Consider the following 20569-nt stretch of genomic DNA (forward strand, 5'->3'; position numbering starts at 1 on the left):
TCAGATGGGACACACCGAGGTCGACCTCGCGGTCATCGGTTCGGGTGGCGGCGCCTTCGCGGCCGCGATCGCGGCGACCAACCTGGGCAAGCGGGTCCTCATGGTGGAGCGGTCGACGATCGGGGGGACGTGCGTGAACACCGGCTGCATCCCCTCCAAGGCGCTGATCGCCGCGGCCGAGGCCCACCACGTGGCGCTGGACTCGGGCCGGTTCCCCGGCATCGCCACGTCCGCCGCCCGTGCGGACATGTCCGGGCTGGTCGGCGGCAAGCGGGCGCTGGTGGAGACCATGCGGGCGGAGAAGTACGTCGACCTGGCCGCCGAGTACGGCTGGGAGCTGCGCCAAGGCGACGCCACCTTCGCCGCCACGGCGGACGAGCCGCTGCTCGAGGTGACCGGTCCGGACGGCACGGTCGAGACGGTGCGCGCCGCGCACTACCTCGTGGCCACCGGCTCCACGCCGTGGGCGCCGCCCATCGCCGGGCTCGAGACCATCGACTACCTGACCTCGACGACGGCGATGGAGCTCGATGAGGTGCCCGACACGCTCCTGGTCCTCGGCGGCGGCTACGTCGCACTGGAACAGGCCCAGCTCTTCGCGCGGCTCGGCTCGCAGGTCACCATGCTGGTCCGCTCCCGCCTGGCCTCCGGGGAGGAGCCCGAGGTCTCCAAGGCGCTGCTCGGGGTGTTCGCCGACGAGGGCATCCGGGTCGTGCGCCGGGCGACCGTCTCGGCCCTGCGCACCGACGACGCCACCGGCGAGGTGGTCGCGACCGCCACGGTCTCGGGCGGGGTCGAGGAGTTCCGCGCCGCCAAGGTGCTGGTCGCGACGGGCCGTCGCCCCGTCACCGACGGACTGAACCTGGACGCCGTGGGCGTGAGCACCGGCGAGCTGGGCGAGGTCATCGTCAACGGCCACCTGGCCAGCACCAACCCCCGAATCTGGGCGGCCGGGGACGTCACCGGGCACCGGGAGTTCGTCTACGTCGCCGCCTCCCACGGCACCCTCGTGGTCGAGACCGCCTTCGCCGGCGCCGGCCGGGAGGTCGACTACCGCCACCTGCCCCGGGTGGTGTTCACCAGCCCCGCCGTCGGTGCGGTGGGGATGACCGAGCGGGAGGTCGTGGCCGCCGGGATTCCGTGCGACTGCCGCGTGCTGCCGCTGGAGTACGTCCCCCGCGCCCTGGTCAACCGGGACACCCGTGGCTTCGTCAAGGTCGTCGCCCACGCGCACACCGGGCAGATCCTTGGCCTGACCGCGGTCGCCAAGGACGCCGGCGAGCTGGCCGCCGCCGGCGTGTACCTCCTCGAAGCCGGCATGACCGTCGACCAGGTCGCCCACATGTGGGCGCCCTACCTGACCATGGCCGAGGGCATCAAGCTCGCCTGCCAGTCCTTCACCACCGACGTCTCCAAGCTCTCCTGCTGCGCCGCCTGACCACAACCGCCGCAGACCCGCGGCACCAATAGGAAGGGATTTCCCCGTGAACGATGAAACCAAAACCCTCACCGAGCGACTGGCCACACAGGACTCCGGCCTGGAGACCTGGCTCTGGCTGCCGCTGCTCCGCCTCCTCGCCTCCGGCGCCCCGGTCGAAGTCGCCGACCTGGCGGCTGCCACCGGCCGGCCGGCCGAGGAGGTCCGCCAGGCGCTGGCCGCTGTTCCCGACACCGAGTACGACGAGGACGGGCGCATCGTGGGTCTCGGACTGACCCTGCGGCCGACCCGCCACCACTTCGCTGTCGACGGCCGGCAGCTGTACACCTGGTGCGCGCTGGACACCCTGATCTTCCCTGCGCTCCTCGACAAAGCGGTGACGATCGAATCGCTCTCCCCGACGACGCGGACCCCGGTGCGGGTGCACGCCGGGCCGGACGGAGTCACCAAGGTGGAGCCGCCCACCGCGGTGGTCTCCCTGGTCAACCACCCCGCCGACATGTCCTCGGTGCGTTCGGCGTTCTGCAACCAGGTCCACTACTTCGCCTCCGCCGAGGACGCCCGGCCCTGGCTCGAGAGGCACCCCGACGCCGAGGTAACTGCCGTCAAGGACGCCTACCGGCTCGCCCTCGCCATGACCACGAACATGCTCGACGAGCACACCCCGGTCGGCCACGACATCCCCCGCGACACCACCGGCCAAAACTCCCGGTGCTGCTGAGCTGCTGCCACCCGGGGCCGGGGCCGGGGCCGGCCCCGGCCCCCAGCGAGGAGAGGGACCTGCGCTCTCTTCGACGGAAGAACGGGACCCGGAAATCCCTCCTCGGCACTGCTGCGCCGGGCCGGCCGCACCGCGCCGGAAGTTGGACCGGTTGCGCGCGGGCCAGGGAAGGCGCGGTGCGGATCGCCAGCGCCGGCACAACGCCCTGCTCGTGACCATCGGCTACAGCTCGAGGCGCTGGAGGGCCTGGAGGTAGCCCTCGTTGTAGGTGGGGAACTGGGCGACCTGGTCCAGGAGCCGGTCCACCGGTATCTGCTCACGGACGGCCAGCGCGGCGGTGTGGATCCACTCACTGGCCTGGGGGCCGAGCGCCCAGGCGCCGACGAGCACCCGGCGGTCGCGGTCGGCGAGCACACCCAGGTGCCCGCGCGGGTCGCGTTCGTAGGTCCACGGCCTAGCGATCGCGTCAGCGAGGTCGACCTCCGTGGACGCCACCGGCAGGCCCCGGTCCCGGGCCTGCCGGCTGGTCATCCCCACCGCGGCGATCTCCGGGTCGGCGAACACCACCCGGGGGATGCCGTCGTACCGGGCCGTGCGCGACCTGCCCAGGATGTTGTCAGCCACCACACGGGCCTGGTACTTCGCGACGTGCGTGAACAGCATGACGCCGGTGACGTCTCCCAGTCCCCAGACGCCGGCGCCCGCGTGGCACTTATCGTCGACGACGAGCTCGCCTCTCTCGCCGACCTGCACCCCGACCGTGTCCAGCCCGAGGTCGGCGGTGCGTGGGCGCCGCCCGGCGCCCACGACGATGACATCGCAACGCACCTCGCCGCCCCCGTCGACTTCCACCACCGTGTCCTGGCCTTCGCGCCGGACCCGGGCGGCGGTGGCACCGGTGCGCACGTCGATGCCCTCATCCCTGACGTACCGCTCGGTGAGTTCTCCGACGCGCGGGTCCTCCCGAGGCAACAGCCGCTCAGTCTGTTCGAGGATGGTGACCTCGGCGCCGTACCGGTGCAGGAACAGGCTCAGCTCCACGCCGACGGCGCTGCCGCCGACGATCACCACGCGGTCGGGAATCTCGGTCAGCGTGGTGGCCTCGCGGTTCGTCCACACCGGCGCCTGGTCCAGCCCCTCGATGGGCGGGACGACGGGATCGGACCCGGTGGCGACGACGATGTGCTCGGCCGTCAGCCGCTGCCCTTCGACATCCACCGAGCCCGGAGCGGTGATCCGGGCGGCGCCCTTGATTACGGTGGCGCCGGACTTCTCGTAGCCGCTGACCTGCTTGCTGTCATCGAGGTGGCGGATCATGTAGTCGCGGTAGTCGCGCGTGGCCGGCCAGTCCAGCCCGGCACCGTCCACCCCCGCGGCCCGGTCGACTCCGCCCTTGGCCTCCGGAGGGCGCAACACCGTCTTGGAGGGGATGCATGCCCAGTACGCGCACTCCCCACCGATGAGCTCACGTTCAACGACGGCGACCCGCTTGCCCGCCTCCAGCAGCTTGCTGGCAACCACCTCACCCCCCGGGCCCATCCCGATGACAATGGCATCAAATCGATCATCCATCCGTTGACCTCCTCTTCAGGGGTGGCGACGTGCACCGACTCAACGGCCGGCTGCACAACGGCCCACCCTCGCACCAGCCGTCTGAAACGGTGAGCGTAAGACGCGCTAGGCCATCAGGCCCATCAGGCCTACACGTGCACCGATGGCTTCGGCCGGCGGCACCCGGCCGGCATAGGCGCAGCCGTCGTCGACACCCGAGCGGGGGAAGTGGGCCCTCTGGCGGACTTCTCCGCTGGCCATCACGTGGTGGGCGTGCGCAAGGCACTCAAGACGGAGGATGGCGAGGTCGGTCCCGAGAGAAGAGAAGCCAGAGCCCGCCAGGTGCCCCAATGACCTGCCCTGGACCCCAGTATCGCCGCTAGTGGGGCCGGGCCAGCCGATCCTGAAGTCAACTTCGGACATCCGTGCAGGCGACTCCGAACATTGACAGCGGCCGTCGCGACACGCCGAGAGGACATGTCGCAGAACTAGTGTCCGAAAACCCCTGGTGTCGCAGAACGCGACCCGGGGGTTTTCGCTACGGTCACCGCATGGCACACACCTACGGGTATGCCCGGGTCTCCACCACGGCGCAGAACCTCGACGCCCAGGTCGACGCGCTCACCGGGTCCGGCGGAGTCGACGAGCGCGACGTCGTCGTGGAGAAGGCCTCCGGGCGCCGCGAGGACCGCCCCGAGCTCGCCCGACTCCTCGCCGGGCTGCGGGACGGGGACACGCTCGTCGTGACCAAGCTCGACCGGCTCGGCCGGTCCGCCGCGCACGTCGCGCGCCTCGTGCGCGACCTCGACGACCGCGGCGTCACGCTCCGGTCGCTCACAGAGACGATCGACACCTCGAGCGCGACCGGGCGGCTCATGGTGCACGTGCTCGCCGCCGTCGCGCAGATGGAAGCCGACCTCGCGCGAGAGCGCACCCTCGACGGCCTCGCCGCCGCCCGCGCCCGCGGTCGGGTCGGCGGACGCCCGAGCGTCATGACCCCGGACCGCGTCGCGGCCGCGCGCGTGGCCCTTGCTGGCGGACAGTCCCGCGCCGCCGTCGCCCGGGCCCTCGGGGTCTCTCGAGACACTCTGTACCGCCACCTCTCAGCACTGGACGATGAGATATCCGTTCCCAGTGCAATCGCCGGAGGGCGGCGAGAATGACGGTTCCGAAGTGCCCGTGTGACAGATAGACTCGTCACATGGTGGACGGACCCTCGGCGCTGGATCTTGCCGCGATCGACGACGTCGCGTTGCATGAACTGGCCCGTCGGGTGCGTCGAGAGGCTCTGCGTCGAAGTGGGGACTGGCGCATCTGTGTCATCTGCGCGCGGACGTTCCTCGGCCGTACGGACGCGAAGTACTGCTCCGGGCGCTGTCGGACCGCGGCATACCGGAATCGGTTGGAAGAGGGCGCATGACACAGTCGCTGAGAATTCAGGCCTCGCGAAGGTACGGGACTTTGTCACCGCTGCGCTATCCGGGAGGAAAGTCGGCTCTCGCGGGCTTGTTCGCCGACCTGATAGAAGACCTGGGGCTCCGGGACGTGGTGTACGTCGAGCCGTACGCAGGCGGCGTAGGCGCGGGTATCGCGCTCCTACGCGAGGGCCTGGTGAGCCGGCTGGTCATCAATGACATCGATCCGGCAGTGTTCGCGTTCTGGAAGTCCGTAACGGAACAGAACGAGGACTTCGTTGCGTGGGTGCACTCGGTGCCCCTGACACTGGAGGAGTGGGCCAGGCAGCGCGAGGTGTACCGATCAAAGACGGAGGACCGGTTCGATCTGGGACGGGCCTTCTTCTACCTCAACCGCACCAACCGATCTGGGGTGTTGAACGCAGGCGTGATCGGAGGCAAGGCCCAGTCGGGCAAGTATAAGATCGACGCCCGGTTCAACCGGACAACCCTTGCCGAGCGCCTGCTCGCCTTGGGCGACCTCGCCGACTCAATCGAAGTCAGCGAGCTGGACGGACGCTCGGTGATCCTCAAACACGGCGAGCGTGAGTCGACCTTCATGTACATCGACCCCCCTTACGTCCAAGCAGGTTCTCAACTCTACCTAAACGCATTCGATGGACGAGACCACCAGGCGCTGGCCCGGATCGTTGGGGAGATTCCGCGAGCTGACTGGCTGATGACCTACGACCTGGCACCGGTGGTCGAACGCCTGTACGCCGACCATTTTCAGGCGACACTGGATTTGAACTACTCCGCGAGGTATCCCGGTCGCGCCGAGGAGTTGGTAGTGGCTTCGCCGCGAGTAGCCCAGTCGCTCATGAGTCTCAACTGTCTGCTGCCGGTCGAAGCAGGCGCCTGAGGACGGGCTCGAGAAGGCTGTATGCGTCGCGGACCTGCTGTGCATCGACGACGAGTTCGGCGCTATGTGAGGCGACGTTGAACCACTGCACGCTTCCTGGCGCGGTCGTACCGCCGTTGCGGATCCGGGCGATCGAGTGCTGTAGCGCCTTCTGCTTTCCGTACGCCGTGACGACTAGCTTGAAGCTGTCGTCTAGAGCTCCGGTTGCAGGGGTGCTTGTGCCTTCGAAATGAAACTTGATCGTGGTCTCCAGCACGGACCTTAACAGCATCGCCGCAGCGGCGGGCGTTTCCTTCAGATCGATCTTTCGCAGCTCTTGGTAGCGCAGCTGAAGGTTGTGCGAGGCACCGGACCCGTAGTCCAACCCGGCCAAGGATAGGGACTTGGTGTTGGGATGGTTGGGGCCGCGCGGGCTCGCAATCTGTGCTGGCTGCTCGGCTTTGGGCAATCCGTCTCCAGCGCCCGTGCCGCCAGCCTGGTGTGGGTCACCGGTGACTGCGGGGGATTCCTCACCCAAGGCTGGCTCGGAGGGATCGCCGACCCGCGCGTCTGATACCGCGGGAGAGGTAGCGGTTGGTGCTGTGCCAGTGAGGCTTTCAAGCAGCGACTGGTGCTCCGGTGTCCCCTTCTTGAACTCGTCAGAGCGAGTATTCAGGCGCTTGGCCCGAAACTGCGTCATGAGTTGCTCGACTGCTGCGCGTTGCTTGTCGTCGAGTGCAGCGCCGATCGAGTGGGGCGACAGAGTATGTGGGACGAGACGACCCTCACCGTCGAACACCGCGCCGATCGCCGCGGCGATGTCAGCGTTGCGGTACGCGTACTCGAACGCGGACATCGTGAGGGCGGGACTGATGACGTAGTCGTGCAGGCTTGGGTCGGTGAACGCGACGCCCGACAGGAACCGCCGCATCGCGACCATCTTTAGGAACCGCACGACCTGCACGTCAGGGTAGTCAAGCTTCAGGTCATCGACGGTGACGCCAGGCCCGAGGAGCGAGAAGTAGTAGTTGGCCTGCTGGTCTCGGCTCCACCGCTTCTTCGAGAGTCCGGTATGCAGGCGGGCGATGTGCGGCCGGGCGACCTCTCGAGAAGGGGCGACCAGCACGCGGATCGAGAGGGGAAGGTTCTCCGCCTCGACCGCGAACCGGGTCAGCAACCGCCTGATTTCGACAGTGTGTGACGGGACAGAGTCTGGATCCAGGAGTGCCTTCAGGGCGCTGACCCGCCGGTTTCCCTCGAGGACGACGTGGGCGCCATCTTCCTCCACGACGATCGGCACTTCGTTGTCGAAGTATCCGTCGCGCAGGATCAACGTCGCGGCATCCAAGACGTCTTCCTCGGCAAACAGGTAGTTCAACGCCGCGGCCTCATCGTCGGGACGCGTGGGGATCCGGTAGTTGTCCAAGTCCAGCACGAGGTCTTCGACCTTCACCTGGTCCATGGGCAGTTGCTGGTAGCTCACGCCTGCTTCCCTTCGCTCTTCGCCCAGAGCATCCCACGTCCGCTGCCGCACAGAGTTCAGTTCCTGCCGAGGTGACCCGGGTGAAACGGCCCGTTCCTTGGTCAGAGGGACGAAGCGCGCGGGGTATAGGCCAGAAGTCAGGTTGACCGCTTCCGGGCGCGATCCGACGAGAATCTCGTATGAATCGGCGAGGGCACGTCGGCTACGGTCGCATCGTGCCGTACCCGTCGCGTCCCGTGCTCGAGGTGCTGCCGCAGTTCCGCGGCGATGTGAAGAACGGGTACAACCTGTTCCAGCGGGACAGGTTCGACCGGTTCGTGGCAGAGCAGTACTCGGCCGGCCGATCGCTGCGTGAGCTCGGGGAGCTGACGGGGCGCACGCAGACGGCGGTGCGGCGGAGCCTCGACCGCACCGGCACGCCACGGCGCGGCCGTGGCGCCCAGCCGGTCGGGACGTCGTCGTGAAGTCGCTGTGGACGCCGACGGAGCTCGCGGCCGAGGTCGGGGTCTCGCGGGCCGCGGTGTACGCGTGGCTGCGCGCGACGTTCCCGCGCCCGGTCGACCGGCGGTGGCTGCTCGACGATGACATGGCCGCGCGCGTGCGCAAGCGGTTCACCGCGACGGCGCCGATCCGTGAGCACGAGCCGGGACCGTGCTCGGTCGACGGGTGCGAACGGCCCGCGCACGGGCGGGGGCTGTGCAAGATGCACTACGACCGCTGGTACCGCACCGGGAGCACGGACGGCCTCGGCGGCGGCGCGCGCCAGCGCGCCAAGACGCACTGCCCCCACGGACATGAGTACACGCCGCAGAACACGATCGTCTACCCGTCGGACGGGCGCCGGCGTTGCCGCACGTGCCGCGAGAGCCGGTGAGCGCGGGCACGAGCTGCGCCGTCGCGGCGTGCGTGCACCGCGGGGTCGTTCCACGGTGGTCGCATCCACCCGACGGAAGGAGCACCCGTGGCCGTGACGATCGAGGTCTACCACCAGGACGAGCAGTGGCACGTGCGACGCCAGGGCGAGCGTGAGCCACTGTCCAACCACGCGAAGAAAGACGACGCCGTCGCCGCCGGGCGCGCGGTCGCCGGGCGCGAGAGCGCCGAGCTCGTGATCAAGAACCTCGACGGCACGATCGCGCAGAAGGACTCCCACGGGCACGACCCGCGCAACGTGCCAGGCTGAACCATGGCCGGCGCGAAGGCGATGCCGTACGACGTCGCCCTCGCGCGCGTCGTCGAGCAGATCCCCGCGCCAGGCGCGCTCGAGGGCGGCTGCCGCTACGAGCCGAAGTGGGACGGCTACCGCGCGATCGTGTCCAGCAGCGACGACGGCGCCCGCATCTGGTCCCGGCGCGGCACGGACCTGACGGCGACGTTCCCCGAGATCGCCGGCGCCGTCGCGGAGCAGTTGGCGCCGGGCGTCGTGCTCGACGGCGAGCTCGTCGTGTGGGAGAGCGGCCGGCTCGCGTTCGAGGCCCTGCAGGAGCGCATGGGCCGCGGCCCGCGCACGGCGGCGGCCGCCGCGAGGGCTCGCCCGGCGTCCCTCGCTGCGTTCGACGTCCTCGCGATCGCCGACCGCGACGTGCGGCCCGAGCCGTTCGACGTACGGCGCGCGCTGCTCGTCGAGCTCGCGTCGTCGTGGCGCCCACCCCTGAACCTGTCACCGGTGACCGACGACGTCGACGAGGCGCGCGAGTGGTTCGAGACGTACGTCGCGGTCGGCGTGGAGGGCCTGGTCGTGAAGGGCGGCGCCGAGCCCTACCGCGGCGGGGAGCGCTCGTGGCTCAAGGTGAAGCACCGCTCGACCGTCGACGTCGTGTGCGCCGCGGTGACCGGGAGCATGTCCCAGCCGCAGGAGATCGTCGCGGGCCTGCCGATCGACGGCGACCTGCGGATCGTGGGCCGCACGACGCCGTTGACGCCTGGCGCCCGGCGCCGGCTCGTCCCGCTGCTACGCCGGCCCATGGGGGAGCACCCGTGGCCGGCGCGCATCTCTCCCGGCACGTTCGGGCGCTTCAACGCCCGCACGGCGCCGATCGACCTGACGCTCGTCGAGCCGTTCGTCGTCGAGGTCTCCGCCGACGTCGCGTGGTCCGGGAAGTCCTGGCGCCACCCGCTCCGCCTCGTGCGCCTCCGTCCGGAAATGGACCCGGACGAGGTTGAACCGGGCGACGTGGCGCGTTGACGTGCTCGTACGGTCCAACGGGCGTAGCAACCGGGATCGTCGCTGCCTAAGCACGGTTGTCTAATCATCGACATACACCGGTTATTATCGGTCTGTGTCGATCATAGATTCTGAGGTGTGTGCGGCGAGCACGGTGGATGTTGAGCCGGCGGTCGCGTTGTTCCGGTCGTTGGGGGATCCGGCGCGGTTGGCGATCGTGCGCCGGCTCGCGGTCGGGGAGGCGCGGGTCGCGGAGCTGACGGCTGATCTGGGGCTGGCGCAGTCCACGGTGTCCTCGCACGTGGCGTGCTTGAAGGACTGCGGCCTGGTGGCCGGGCGCATGGAGGGCCGGCGGGTGTTCTACTCGCTGGCCCGCCCCGAGCTGCTGGACATGCTCGCCGCCGCGGAGACGCTGCTCGCGGCGACGGGCAGCGCGGTCGCGCTCTGCCCGACCTACGGCGTGGACGGGCAGGTGTCGGCGTGCTGAGCACGATCGCGGCCGCGGTCGGGTTGTTCGTCGCGACCAACCTCGACGACATCGTGGTCCTGACAGTCCTGTTCGCGGTCGCCGCACGGGGGACGTCGCGGCTGCGCGGGTGGCAGATCGTGGCCGGGCAGTACCTGGGCCTGGTCACCCTGATCGCGGTCAGCTTCCTGGCCGCGCTGGGCCTGACGATCGTGCCGGACGAGTGGGTCGGCCTGCTCGGCCTGATCCCGCTCGCGATCGGTGTGCTCGCCCTGGTGCGCACGCTGCGCGGCAAGGACGACGACGATGAGGCCGAGTCCGCGCTCAAGGCCGTCGGCCTGCTCGGCGTCGCGGGCATCACGATCGCCAACGGCGGGGACAACATCGCGATCTACACCCCGGTGTTCCGCACCATCTCGACCACGGACGCCCTGGTCACGATCGCGGTGTTTCTCGTCCTGCTTGCGCTGTGGTGCCTGTTCGCGCGCGCGATCGGCACGAACGAGAAGGTGACGGAGGGGCTGGAGAAGGTCGAGCACTGGCTCGTGCCGGTGGTGTTTATCGGCCTCGGTGTGTTCATCCTCATCGAGTCCGGCACCCTGGCCCACATCGCGTCGCTGCTGTGAGCGGCGGCACCGGCCCCGACCATGACGTCGTCGTGGTCGGGGCCGGGCAGGCGGGGCTCGCGCTCGGGTACTACCTGACCCGCGCCGGCGTCGACGTGCTTCTGCTCGAGCGCGCCGCGCACGTCGGGGCGAGCTGGGCGCGGCGGTGGGACTCGTTGCGGCTGTTCACCCCCGCCCGGTACGACGCCCTGCCTGGGCTCGTGTTCCCCGGCGATGCGTGGTCCTACCCGGGCAAGGACCAGGTGGCCGCCTACCTCGCGGACTATGCCGCCCGGTTCGAGCTGCCCGTGCGCACCGGCGCCGAGGTCGCCCTGCTCGAGGGCGATGCCGGCGAGTTCCGTGTCCATCTGGCGGGCGGCGAGATGATCCGCGCTGCCCGGGTGGCCGTGGCTACCGGTGCGTTCGGCCGTCCCTGGACGCCGTCCTTCGCGACCAGTCTCGACCGGGCCGTCGTGCAGGTGCACACCGACGACTACCAGCGCCCGGACGCGCTCCCACCCGGGGTGGTGCTCGTCGTCGGGGGCGCGAACTCGGGGCGCCAGATCGCGCTCGAGCTCGCCCGGGCCGGCCGGTCCGTGCACCTGTCGGAGGGTGCGCGCCTGCGTGAGCTCCCGCAACGACCGATGGGGCGCGACCTGTTCTGGTGGCTGACCGCTACACGGGCGATCCACGCGCCGGGGGACTCGCTCGTCGGGCGGCGCGTGCGCGCGAACGAGCCCGTCATCGGCACCCCGCGACGTGATCTGCAGGACGCCGGCGTCACCTTCCACCCTCGAGCCCAGGACGCCGCCGGCGACGCGGTGAGGTTCGTTGACGGCCACGCCGTCCAGCCCGCCGCCGTGGTGTGGGCGACCGGGTACCGGCACGACGACACCTGGGTCACCGTGCCCGGCGCCCTCGACCAGAGCGGCGCCCTCATCGTCGACGACGGCTCGACCCCCGTCCCCGGCCTGTACGCGATCGGGCGGCCCTGGCAACGTGACCGCGGATCAGCCTTGCTCGGCTACGTCCAACGCGACGCACAGCGACTCGCCACCCACCTGGCGCTCCGCGAACCCGAGCGAGAGACGATGCCCGCACCCCGGCGCCGATCGTCCTGAATATCGACGGTTCCGAATAACAGACGGTGCCAGGTTCGCGCCCGGACGCCGAGGTCAGCGCAGTCCAGCCACCCAACGCTGGGTGACCCCGGCCTCGCATCACCAGCGGGAGTAACCGATGATCCGCCACCCCTCAGGCACTTGAGGCGCGATCTGCTCCTTGCCCTCCTCGTACGAGGCGACGTCGTCGACCACGACGTCGCGCGTTTCGAGGTCGTAGGTGCGGGCGTTGTCGGGCGGGATCTGCTGGATGGTGGCACGGACGAGCACGACCCGATCGTAGAGCGGGCGGCAGGCGGGTCGGTGCTGGCCGGTAGCGTCCGGGCCCATGGAACTCCAGTCCCCGCCGCGGATGCCGCGTTGGCACGCACGGTGCGACCTACACGACTGGCCCACGTGCGTGGGGTGGTGCCCAGGCTGCGCCGAGGACCACCGTGCTGGTCTGCACACCTGCCAGGCCGGGACCCCGATCGGGGACCAGGAGGCGCACGAGCACGACGTCGTCGAGCACCCGTACGCGTGCGCGTGGTGCTACCCGCTTCCGGCGCACGATCGCCCGGCGCCGAAGGCGCTGGGCACTTATCCCTCCTGGACGACCGGGCCACGGCTCGGGTCCGAAACGTGAACCGAGCTCTCCTCGCTCGCTCCTGACCGTCGTGAGCTGTCAGTCTTCGTCGAGTGGGGCGAGTGCTTCGAGCTGTTCGGTGCCGAACTGATGCAAAACGCCCTGGGCGAGATCGACGGCGGCGTGGTGCTGGGCCTGGTGGTCGACGCCCGGCTGGTCGACGAGCACAGGGGCGATGGCGCGCACGGGGTGGGTCCATGACGCCACGCCTGGGCTGTAGAAGGTGTCGTCGCCGGCGTTGCCATACAGGTAGAACGGGGCGACATCTGCGGGACCCGTGACGACCGCGGCGCGCAGGACGGCCCCGGTCGTGACCGCGAGAGCTGCGTGCCATGTGCGCGTAACGGCCACGGCTGCCGCTGCGATGCGTTCGACCTTCAGCGCGTGGATGGCGGGTCGCGTGTCGGTGTCGCCCTCGGGCCGGCGGGCGGTGACCGGGTAGGCGAGCAAGACGCCGCCGTCGTGATGCAGCTCGGCATAGGGCTTCGCCACGGTGACGGCATCCTGATCGGAGTAGGCGCGCACTGTCCAGCGGCGAAGCCCCCGGCGGGGGTTGATGTGCTCAAGCAGGAGGTCGAGCACCGGAGCGCGGTCACCGGGCCGATGGAAGCGCATCGACGCGCCGCGGGCCTGAAGCATGACGTCACGAGTCGTGTCCACGTCGGGTGTGGGGCTGCCGAGGGGGACGGAGCCGGTCGGCCGGGCTGCGATGACCAGCCAGTGAGCGCTGAGCGGCTGGTCGAAGTCGAGGGTCCCCGTTGCGTCATCGGTGAGCGTGGCGAGCGCGGTCGCGGTGTCCGCCTGGCGGACGAACCGGTCGCGGTAGGCACGTTCGATGTCGCGCTCGCGCATCATGAGCGTGTTCGACCCGTATCGGATCGGTGCCCCGGGCGGGTTCTTCGGGTCCGGGTTGTGCTCGTAGAAGTGCGGGGAGTCGGAGGAGGCGGGCACCTGGACGAGCAGGTAGCCGCCCGACCCGTCGGCGGTAGGGATGGGTTCTACGACCGGGCGGATCAGGGGACGCACGCGCGCGGCGAGCAGCTGGTGGATCGGCTGCTCGGGCTCGGCCGAGAGCTGGATGGCCGAGTCGATGAGGTGCTTGTCTCCAGGGGCCTCGCCGATGCCGTAGACGATGAGGCCCCCACCGCTGTTCGCCATCGCCGCGACGTCCTTGGCGAGCTCGACCTTCGCGTGCTCGTCGGTGCGCAGCTGCGCCTTGAAGTCGAGCGCCTCGTCCTCGGCGAGGTTGAGGGCGATCGCGCGGGTGATGTCGTCGATGGTGAGCGGGCGCGGGGCTGTGAGGGCCAGCAGCTCGTGGAGCCTGCTCCAGGTGATCGGCATGGCCAGAGCGTACGGCCGCGCGGTGCGCGCTCGTCGACGACGTGCCCCCGTTGGCGGGCACGTCGTCGACCGTTCGATCAGGCCTCGAGGACGGACTCGATCTCGTCCGCCGTGAACAGGTACGCGTCGCGGTCGCGGCGCCCGCGCTCGAGCTTGTCGGCCCACAGCGGCAGGAATACCGCGAGCATGTCGAGGTAGGTGCTCAGCATGGGCATGTGCGAGTTCCCGCGCTCGTGCTCGGGGCCGAAGTAGACCGCGAGGTCCGTCCAGCGGTCGTCCTCGATGAGGTGGCGGGCGTAGCGGGCGTAGCGCCCCTCGCGCACGTCGTTGAAGTCGAAGCCCGGGAAGGCGACCTTGCCGGCGAACTGCTCCTGCAGCTCCGGGCCGCCGCGCTCGACGCTGCGGCGCAGCTCGTCGAACATCGTGAGGATGTCCATGACGACCTTGCTGTCACGGGGAGTGAACTCCGGCTCGATGTCGCGGAACTCATCGGCGTACTCGTCGGTGTAGCCCCGGCGAAGAGCCTTCGCGCGGCGGCGGTGCCACTCGCTTTCGTCGTCCTCGTCGCGGAGCTCGGCCAGCTCGGCGAGCGCGTCGTGCTGTAGGGCCAGCGACTGCCGCTCGATCGTCGTCATCGTCTGCGGGGGAGCCGCCCGGTCGACCGGGCGGGCGGTTTCCGGGTTGACGAGGCCAACGAGAGTTCTGCGGGCGAGCTCGCTGACGGAGATCCCCTGGGCGTTCGCCAGGGCAGTGATGTCGTGGAGGTCCTGCTCCTCGAGCCGGACACCTAGCGTGGTCTTGGGCATGCGCCGCTCCTTGCTAACGGAAAAACGGAAACGATGAACGTTAACACGTTATCAGATTGTCACCCGTCAGAGGCGGTCCGGGTGGCGTCCGGCTACTACTGGTCGGGTGTTTCTCGCGTGTCGAGCGTGCATGGCTCGACCTCGGGGAACACCTTCGTGCCGTGAAACGCCTCCCAGTAGCCGGCGAGCGTGTCGTGGTGCTTCGCGACGAGCTCGCTCGTCCGCTTGAGGTCCTTGCCGCGAATCCCCTTGGGTAGGCGAGCCTCGTCGATCTCGCCGGTGCGCAGGTCGATGATCACCCCGTGGGAGCCGAGGTCCTCGGGGCGCTTGACGTGGACGTGCGGCGGCCAGTGGTCGCGGGTGTGGACGTCGAGGAGGAGCGACCCCTCGGGAACCCCCTTCGCGACCAGCGAGAGGACGAAGCCGTCCTCGTCATACCCGCTCGGCCCCATCTCGCCGAACTCGTAGACCGCCATACGGCCCAGGCGCTCCAGCACGTCGTCGGCGGTGATCGCGCCCGCGGCTTCCGCGGCCTCCCAGGCTTCCGGGGTGTCGACAGCGTCGCCCGGCTTCCACTCGAACGGGGGAAGGTCCTCCGGCTTCGGCCAGTTGCGTGTGGGGCCGTCGCTCATCGGGTTCTCCTTCACGTCACCGGCTCGACGAGCGCGGGGCTGCTGTTGCGGACGTTACCGACGGCGGTAGAGACCTCGATCGGGCGAAGGTGGGGCTCGGGGATGCGACGTAGGAGCGCGTCGACGTCGCCGGCGTCGGTGAGGTCTGGGTCGAGCCACGTGTCCCACAGGTCGTCGGGCAGCAGCAGCGGGGAGCGGTCGTGGATGTGGCCGAGGGTGTCGGTGGCGGCGGTCGTGATGACGGTCATGGACCACAGCCACCGGTCGGGGGCGTCGTCGGCCTTGGTGGGGTCGCGCCACAGCTCGTACAGGCCGGCGGCGGCGAGCGGCGCGCCGCCGGGGTCGACGAGGTAGTACGGGGTCTTGCGTCCCTTGCCGGACTCGGGGGCCTGCCACTCGTAGTACCCGTCCATGGGGACGATCGCGCGCCGGCGCGACGCGGCGCGGCGGAAGGCGGGCTTGTCGGTGATCGTCTCGACGCGCGCGTTGATCATGCGCGACCCGATCTTGGTGTCCTTGGCCCAGGACGGGACCAGGCCCCAGTGCACGGTGCGCAGCTGGCGGGCGACGTGGCCGGCCTCCTCGCGCTCGAGCACGACGCGAACGTCTTGGGTGGGGGCGACGTTCCACGACGGTCCGAGCTCTTCCCCGACGAGCTCGGCGACGTGGAAGTGCCGGGCGATCTCGTCGTCGCGTCGTGCGCTCGCGTACCTGCCACACATGCGCCCAGTGTGCCCGGGCCTTGTCGCGCCCGCTGGGGCGGCGCTCTGGCCTACGCTCGACGCCAGATCGCCACGCGAGCGGGCCCGAGGAGGTGGACGTGAGCGACGCACCCGGCGCCGGCCGCCCGCGCACCCAGGAGTTTCGGGACGCGCGCCTCGTGCTCATGCCGATGACTGCCCGCGTGTGCCCGGGCTGCGGAGAGTCGGCCGACCGCGGTGCCGTCACGGTGATCAGGGACCGCTACGCCGCCGGGCGCGCCTGGCACACCAGATGCCTGCAGCGGGACCAAGGGCTGCGCGCAGAGCGCGAGGCGACACGGGTGAACCGTCTCCCGCAGCGTGCCGGTCAGCCGCCCGAGCGACTCACCGACTTCGAGTCCGCGCACGAGTTCCTGGCCAAGATCGGCCCCGAGCTGATGCAGCACTTCATGCAGCGCGCCCACGAAGCTGACCCGGACCTCTCGAACGAGGGACTTGTCATCCTGGCGGCAGGACTCGCCCAAGAGGCAGCCGCGCGTCGAGATGCCCTGCGCTCGCGCGTCGCCCGTGACCAGGGCAGCCGACATGACCGATCCGACGAGAGCGGTACCCGGCACTAGCGAGAACGGCTACCTTCGAGGGGACTCAACGACAGGGGGCACCATGCCGATACGCGTCATGGCGGTTGTGCTGCTCGGGGCGTTCTCCGCAACGCTCCTGGCCATCACAGCGGGCGAAGGGATGCGGTCGGGAAACTGGGTGTTCTTCCGGGCCGCCGTCTTCGGGCTGGCAGGAGCCCTCGTCGTCCTCGCCGCGCTTCTCGCCTGGAACGAGCTCAGGGCGCGCAGGCACGAGCGCGTGCGAACTGAGCTCACAGAGAAGTTCGCGCAGATGTTCACCGAGAGGATCCCGCACACGGTGCCGGCCGTCATCAACCTCGCGCGCGAGCTCGGCCACACCGACGACCGGACGACCGAGGGCGCCCCCGTGCTCGAGCTCCACGGTGGCGGACGGCTGACCCTGCACAGCGGACGAGCGGCACGCGCCTGGGCTGGCACCTACGACCTGCGCACCGTACGCAAGGTGCGCAACCACATCGACCACGACCCGGTGATTATCGACGGCGTCGCCCTCGGCGACATCGAGACAGCCATCGTCTTCTACCGCGACGTGGAGTATGCGAGCGAGCCGCTCTTCGCCCTCGACGTCATGTGGCTGGCCCTGCCCGAAGTTCGGGACTACCTCCGGGCCAACGTGCCAGCAGGCATCCGCAACGACTTCACCAGCGAGTGGCTGCCCCGCCCTCGCCCCGCCTACCTCTCCACCAGCGACGATCGGCGACACCGACGCTGGAGGCATGCTCTCGTCAGCACCTACGGATCGATCGAGTGGGACGACAGCGACCGCGAGAAGGTGACGATCACGGCACCCACGCGCGGAGTCTTCGTGCCGACTCCCGAACGCCTCGCCGAGACGCGCCGCCAGGTGAAGGAAGCCACCGAGGCGTCCTGGACGCCCTGATCTGCACGCCCCTCGTCGCTGCGACGCCACCGATCAAGACCCCGTGGCAGAGGCCTCGTGCGGCTTGCGGAAGTCCACGTACGTGGGGTGGACCCTGAAGAAGCGCTCGCCACTCGCGGCCTGGTGCATGACCTCCTGGCCAGTCGGTGCCCCGCTCGCGGGCTTGGGACCCAAGGGAGAGACCTGGTCGCGGACGCCCCACGCGCGCCGGTAGGCGAGCACCGCGCGTGTCAGCGCGATCGCGGCCTCGATGTCCTCATCCGCGCGGCGCTCTGGCAGGTTCTCGAGCCAACCGGGCCGCAGCTGGTGCGCGCGCCGCGCGAGGTCGTCAAGCCGCCCGTACAACTCCTCGCGGAACGTCGAGGCCTGGCGGTAGAGCTCGTCGTGCTGCGCGTCGTACGCAGCGCGCACGCGCTCGACCTCGCGCGCCTGCTCGAGCGCGGTCGTGGCCGCGGCCTGCTCCTCCTGCGCCCGCTCAAGGCGCACCTCCGCGCCCTGCAGAGCTCGTTGTGCGGCCTCGCGCTTCTCCCGACGGCTCACGATGCTGAGCTCGCTGACCGCACGCTCGGCCTCGTCGTGGTCGGCCCGGGCCCGCCGGAGCGCTTCCTTGCGGTTGAGGTGCGTGGCGCGAGCGTTGTCGAGCGTCGGCTGTGGGTGCGCCGGCTGGACACGGCGCACCTCCTCGGCGCGCAACAGCACCTTCCACGCCGCGCGCTCCTCCGGCTCCACGTCGTCGAGCAGTGCCGCGGCTCCTTCGCTCGCCCCGAACGCGAGCTCCCCGCAATGCTGGCACCGCGCCCGCGCAAGCTCCTGCGTGATCGTCTCGACGACGCTCATCGTGTCCACCTTCCCCCTGCGATGACAGAACGCCGCAAACCGTACCGACGCCCTCCCACGAGCGCACGCATGCCTGGCACGATGTCCGCCATGGCTCAACGCAGACACGTCATCGTCACCGACGACATCGACGGCACCGAGGGGGCGCGCTCCTACCGCTTCGCCTGGCAAGACGCCCAGTACGAGATCGACCTGACCGACGCCCACCGCGACGAGCTCATCGCAGCGCTCCAGCCCTTCATCACCGCCGGTCGTCGCGTCCGCGGCAAGGGCCCAGAGCGCGGCGCTCGCAGTGACGGTGCGGCGATCCGTGCCTGGGCGCGCGAGCACGGGTACACGCTCAGCGACCGCGGGAAGATCCCGGACGAGATCCGCGCCGCGTACGAGAGCCGCTGACGTGCTCACCTTCGACGCCGCCGGTGTCGGGCTCGATGACGTCGTCGAGTGGGCCGCCCAGACAGGCGTCGCCGCGATCGCGGGTGTCGTCGTCGGTCTCGTCTTCTTCCCGTTCAAGTGGATCGCGGGAGCTGTCACCCGCCGCCGGGACGCGGTGCTCACCGCGTGCCGAGAGGCGCACCGTGTCCTGCGCACAGCTGAGCTCGACAACCGCTACCCCCTCTTCGCCACAAGCACGGACGAGGAGCGCGGGGTTGCGCTCCGCGATCGCGTCACGGCGACCCGTCGAGCATGGGACGAAGCCGTTGGGTACCTGGAGGCGAGCCCGGCGAAGGACGTCTACGGCGTCGTGTCACGGTTGATGTTCCTCTCCCAGCGCGCCCCTGCCGTCGAGCACGCGTGGGGCCCCCAGGGCGATCCGGACGACTTCGACATGGGGGAGGCCATCCACGTGCGCTCGGCGATCGAGGCGCTCGAGGCCAAGATCCAGCACCGCTGGAGGCGCTTCCCCGCGGCGAAGTACCACGAGGAGGCCGACGGGCTCGAGAAGACGATCCAGGAAGCCGAGGACGAGCTCGAGTGGCGCCACCAGCAGCAGATGGAGGCGTGGCGAGAGTCGCGCGCGGAGCAGGCCGCGGCGAAGGCCGCAGCCGGCACCCAAGGGGCGGAGAGCACGTCATGACGACGAGGTCTGACGCCCAGCTCCTCCTCGACCACCTCGACCGCGAAGGCATCACCGGCGCCGGTGCAGTCTCCCGAGGCTGGGACCACATGGGCGGGCTCCTCGCCGACGCCGCCCTCCAGTCCGGCCGCCGGTACAAGACCCAGGTCCTGCCCCGCGTCCGCAACCTCATCACCGCCTGGCCAGACGCCGACACCACGACCGGACTCCTGCGACGCCTCGACACCGACGACATCGGCGCCACCCTGCCCTGGAACGGGCCCCGCCGACTCGCCAAGATCCCCGCCATGGCCACCGTCCTCCAACAGCACAACATCGAGACCGTCCCCGAACTCGCCGCGGCGCTCGCGGGCGACACGCGTGACGCCTTGCGCGCGGAGCTCGGCGCCTTGTGGGGGGTGGGTCCGAAGACGCTGAACTACCTGAGCATCCTCGCGGGCGACGCTCACGTCGTCGCGATCGACGTGCAGGTTCGGGCGGTGGCGCGCGCTGCCGGCATCGCGGACGTCACGACTGGCCACCTCGAGCGGGTGCTACACGAGGCGGCGGCCATGCGTGGCTGGCGGGCTGGAGATCTCGACGCCGCGATCTGGGGATCGACCCAGCAGTAGCCGGCTGGGCGTCGCCACCGCCGCTGCCCGGGCCTTACACCCTCGCCAGGACGAGACGCAGCGCGTGGGGGAGCGATACGACGCCCTCCGCCACGGCGTGCGGGATCCGGCCCGGGGCGCTGAGCCAGTCCTCGAGCCCCGCATCCTTGAGCCGACCCTCGACCTCCTCGTCGTCGACGAGCAGCGTGGCTGCGGCGATGGCGAGCACGACCGAGGCGGCGGCCGGGTGGGTGTCGACCTCGACGTCGATGAGCGGCGCCGTGTCGGCGTCGGAGCGGTCGACGACCACGAGCCGCGAGGAGGTCAGGCGCGTGCCGTGCTCGTCAGCACCGTTCGGCTCGACGGAGACGGAGGCCTCGCGTCCGCGTGCTTCGACGCTGACCGTGATGACGTCGCCCCCCTGGTTCGCCGCCGCGAAGGTCAGGTCGGGGTGCTCGTCGGTGAGCATGTCGGCGCTCTGCGCGGTGGCGGCGGCGAGCGCACGGGTGATGAAGTCGGCGTCGTTCTCGGTGAGGTGGCTCTGGAACATGGGCGCTATCCGATCTCTTGTTTGCTGACAAGATCAGACTATCC

At 70.1% G+C, this 20569-nt stretch carries 25 protein-coding genes; 16 read left to right on the forward strand and 9 right to left on the reverse strand.

Annotation, left to right across the window (positions count from 1 at the left end; translation table 11 throughout):
• The first annotated feature begins 4 nt into the window (after positions 1 to 4).
• Together merA and merB are read left to right on the forward strand one after the other, a co-directional pair.
• A complete protein-coding gene (gene merA / locus E1O70_RS18585) occupies positions 5 to 1438 on the forward strand; it encodes a mercury(II) reductase (RefSeq protein ID WP_061269038.1) in 1434 nt (477 codons plus the stop codon).
• 46 nt (positions 1439 to 1484) lie between these two features.
• Entirely contained in the window at positions 1485 to 2159 is a 675-nt protein-coding gene (merB, locus tag E1O70_RS18590; RefSeq protein ID WP_061269039.1) for an organomercurial lyase MerB, read from the forward strand.
• A gap of 222 nt (positions 2160 to 2381) precedes the next feature.
• Here merB and E1O70_RS18595 read toward each other — a convergent pair whose 3' ends face one another.
• Positions 2382 to 3731: a dihydrolipoyl dehydrogenase family protein gene (locus tag E1O70_RS18595; protein WP_061269040.1), complete on the reverse strand. Its 1350-nt coding sequence runs from the start codon at positions 3729 to 3731 to the stop codon at positions 2382 to 2384.
• Between the two features lie 530 nt (positions 3732 to 4261).
• Between E1O70_RS18595 and E1O70_RS18600 the strand changes: the two genes are divergently transcribed.
• Together E1O70_RS18600 and E1O70_RS18605 are read left to right on the forward strand one after the other, a co-directional pair.
• A complete protein-coding gene (locus tag E1O70_RS18600) occupies positions 4262 to 4873 on the forward strand; it encodes a recombinase family protein (protein ID WP_061269042.1) in 612 nt (203 codons plus the stop codon).
• 253 nt (positions 4874 to 5126) lie between these two features.
• A complete protein-coding gene (locus E1O70_RS18605; RefSeq protein ID WP_061269043.1) occupies positions 5127 to 6026 on the forward strand; it encodes a DNA adenine methylase in 900 nt (299 codons plus the stop codon).
• On the opposite strand, the gene E1O70_RS18610 is transcribed toward E1O70_RS18605, so the two are convergent.
• Positions 5992 to 7488, reverse strand: a complete 1497-nt coding sequence (locus E1O70_RS18610) for a hypothetical protein (RefSeq protein ID WP_061269044.1) — start codon at positions 7486 to 7488, stop codon at positions 5992 to 5994. The two genes, E1O70_RS18605 and E1O70_RS18610, sit on opposite strands and share 35 nt — an antisense overlap.
• 215 nt (positions 7489 to 7703) lie before the next feature.
• Here E1O70_RS18610 and E1O70_RS18615 point away from each other — a divergent pair, with 215 nt between their 5' ends.
• The 7 genes from E1O70_RS18615 to E1O70_RS18645 all read left to right on the forward strand — a co-directional run bounded on the left by E1O70_RS18615 (position 7704) and on the right by E1O70_RS18645 (position 11844).
• A complete protein-coding gene (locus E1O70_RS18615) occupies positions 7704 to 7952 on the forward strand; it encodes a helix-turn-helix domain-containing protein (protein WP_061269055.1) in 249 nt (82 codons plus the stop codon).
• On the forward strand, positions 7949 to 8362 hold the full coding sequence (locus E1O70_RS18620; protein ID WP_061269045.1) for a helix-turn-helix transcriptional regulator: 414 nt from the start codon (positions 7949 to 7951) through the stop codon (positions 8360 to 8362). Before E1O70_RS18615 ends, E1O70_RS18620 begins: the two co-directional genes overlap by 4 nt.
• An 87-nt stretch (positions 8363 to 8449) precedes the next feature.
• Positions 8450 to 8671, forward strand: coding sequence for a DUF2188 domain-containing protein (locus E1O70_RS18625; protein WP_061269046.1), 222 nt, complete (start codon positions 8450 to 8452; stop codon positions 8669 to 8671).
• Positions 8672 to 8674: 3 nt separating this feature from the next.
• Positions 8675 to 9673, forward strand: a complete 999-nt coding sequence (locus tag E1O70_RS18630) for an ATP-dependent DNA ligase (RefSeq protein WP_082774766.1) — start codon at positions 8675 to 8677, stop codon at positions 9671 to 9673.
• A gap of 100 nt (positions 9674 to 9773) precedes the next feature.
• A complete protein-coding gene (locus E1O70_RS18635) occupies positions 9774 to 10139 on the forward strand; it encodes an ArsR/SmtB family transcription factor (RefSeq protein ID WP_205688677.1) in 366 nt (121 codons plus the stop codon).
• Positions 10133 to 10744 (forward strand): cadmium resistance transporter, encoded by a 612-nt coding sequence (locus tag E1O70_RS18640; protein WP_128957759.1) that lies wholly within the window; start codon positions 10133 to 10135, stop codon positions 10742 to 10744. Before E1O70_RS18635 ends, E1O70_RS18640 begins: the two co-directional genes overlap by 7 nt.
• On the forward strand, positions 10741 to 11844 hold the full coding sequence (locus E1O70_RS18645) for a flavin-containing monooxygenase (protein ID WP_061269314.1): 1104 nt from the start codon (positions 10741 to 10743) through the stop codon (positions 11842 to 11844). Before E1O70_RS18640 ends, E1O70_RS18645 begins: the two co-directional genes overlap by 4 nt.
• 99 nt (positions 11845 to 11943) lie before the next feature.
• Here E1O70_RS18645 and E1O70_RS20010 read toward each other — a convergent pair whose 3' ends face one another.
• The 5 genes from E1O70_RS20010 to E1O70_RS18665 form a co-directional block, all read right to left on the reverse strand.
• The gene (locus E1O70_RS20010; RefSeq protein WP_157464323.1) at positions 11944 to 12114 is read right to left on the reverse strand and encodes a hypothetical protein; all 171 of its coding nucleotides are present in this window, start codon (positions 12112 to 12114) and stop codon (positions 11944 to 11946) included.
• Between the two features lie 394 nt (positions 12115 to 12508).
• Positions 12509 to 13810, reverse strand: coding sequence for an AlbA family DNA-binding domain-containing protein (locus E1O70_RS18650; protein WP_061269316.1), 1302 nt, complete (start codon positions 13808 to 13810; stop codon positions 12509 to 12511).
• 77 nt (positions 13811 to 13887) lie between these two features.
• Positions 13888 to 14616, reverse strand: a complete 729-nt coding sequence (locus tag E1O70_RS18655; RefSeq protein ID WP_061269317.1) for a YfbU family protein — start codon at positions 14614 to 14616, stop codon at positions 13888 to 13890.
• Positions 14617 to 14711: 95 nt separating this feature from the next.
• Positions 14712 to 15248 (reverse strand): DUF4160 domain-containing protein, encoded by a 537-nt coding sequence (locus E1O70_RS18660; RefSeq protein WP_128957758.1) that lies wholly within the window; start codon positions 15246 to 15248, stop codon positions 14712 to 14714.
• Between the two features lie 11 nt (positions 15249 to 15259).
• Positions 15260 to 15970, reverse strand: a complete 711-nt coding sequence (locus E1O70_RS18665; RefSeq protein WP_061269319.1) for an SOS response-associated peptidase — start codon at positions 15968 to 15970, stop codon at positions 15260 to 15262.
• A gap of 98 nt (positions 15971 to 16068) precedes the next feature.
• Between E1O70_RS18665 and E1O70_RS18670 the strand changes: the two genes are divergently transcribed.
• Both E1O70_RS18670 and E1O70_RS18675 read left to right on the forward strand, forming a co-directional pair.
• Positions 16069 to 16569: an LIM domain-containing protein gene (locus E1O70_RS18670; RefSeq protein ID WP_128957757.1), complete on the forward strand. Its 501-nt coding sequence runs from the start codon at positions 16069 to 16071 to the stop codon at positions 16567 to 16569.
• Between the two features lie 43 nt (positions 16570 to 16612).
• Positions 16613 to 17470, forward strand: a complete 858-nt coding sequence (locus tag E1O70_RS18675) for a hypothetical protein (RefSeq protein ID WP_061269321.1) — start codon at positions 16613 to 16615, stop codon at positions 17468 to 17470.
• Positions 17471 to 17503: 33 nt separating this feature from the next.
• Here E1O70_RS18675 and E1O70_RS18680 read toward each other — a convergent pair whose 3' ends face one another.
• Positions 17504 to 18307, reverse strand: coding sequence for a hypothetical protein (locus E1O70_RS18680; RefSeq protein WP_061269322.1), 804 nt, complete (start codon positions 18305 to 18307; stop codon positions 17504 to 17506).
• 90 nt (positions 18308 to 18397) lie between these two features.
• Here E1O70_RS18680 and E1O70_RS18685 point away from each other — a divergent pair, with 90 nt between their 5' ends.
• From E1O70_RS18685 to E1O70_RS18695, 3 genes are read left to right on the forward strand one after another with little or no spacing between them, the layout of a single operon-like run.
• Positions 18398 to 18703 (forward strand): histone-like nucleoid-structuring protein Lsr2, encoded by a 306-nt coding sequence (locus E1O70_RS18685; RefSeq protein ID WP_061269335.1) that lies wholly within the window; start codon positions 18398 to 18400, stop codon positions 18701 to 18703.
• Between the two features lies 1 nt (position 18704).
• Entirely contained in the window at positions 18705 to 19385 is a 681-nt protein-coding gene (locus tag E1O70_RS18690; protein WP_061269323.1) for a hypothetical protein, read from the forward strand.
• Positions 19382 to 19996 carry a hypothetical protein gene (locus tag E1O70_RS18695; protein WP_061269324.1) on the forward strand — a complete coding sequence of 205 codons (615 nt, stop codon included), beginning with the start codon at positions 19382 to 19384 and terminating at the stop codon, positions 19994 to 19996. Before E1O70_RS18690 ends, E1O70_RS18695 begins: the two co-directional genes overlap by 4 nt.
• A 34-nt stretch (positions 19997 to 20030) precedes the next feature.
• Here the strand turns inward: E1O70_RS18695 and E1O70_RS18700 are convergent, their stop codons facing one another.
• Positions 20031 to 20525, reverse strand: a complete 495-nt coding sequence (locus E1O70_RS18700) for a hypothetical protein (protein ID WP_061269325.1) — start codon at positions 20523 to 20525, stop codon at positions 20031 to 20033.
• Between the last annotated feature and the right edge of the window lie 44 nt (positions 20526 to 20569).

Origin of the sequence: Cellulosimicrobium funkei (genome assembly GCF_004519295.1) — a bacterium.
Taxonomy (GTDB): Bacteria; Actinomycetota; Actinomycetes; order Actinomycetales; family Cellulomonadaceae; genus Cellulosimicrobium; species Cellulosimicrobium funkei.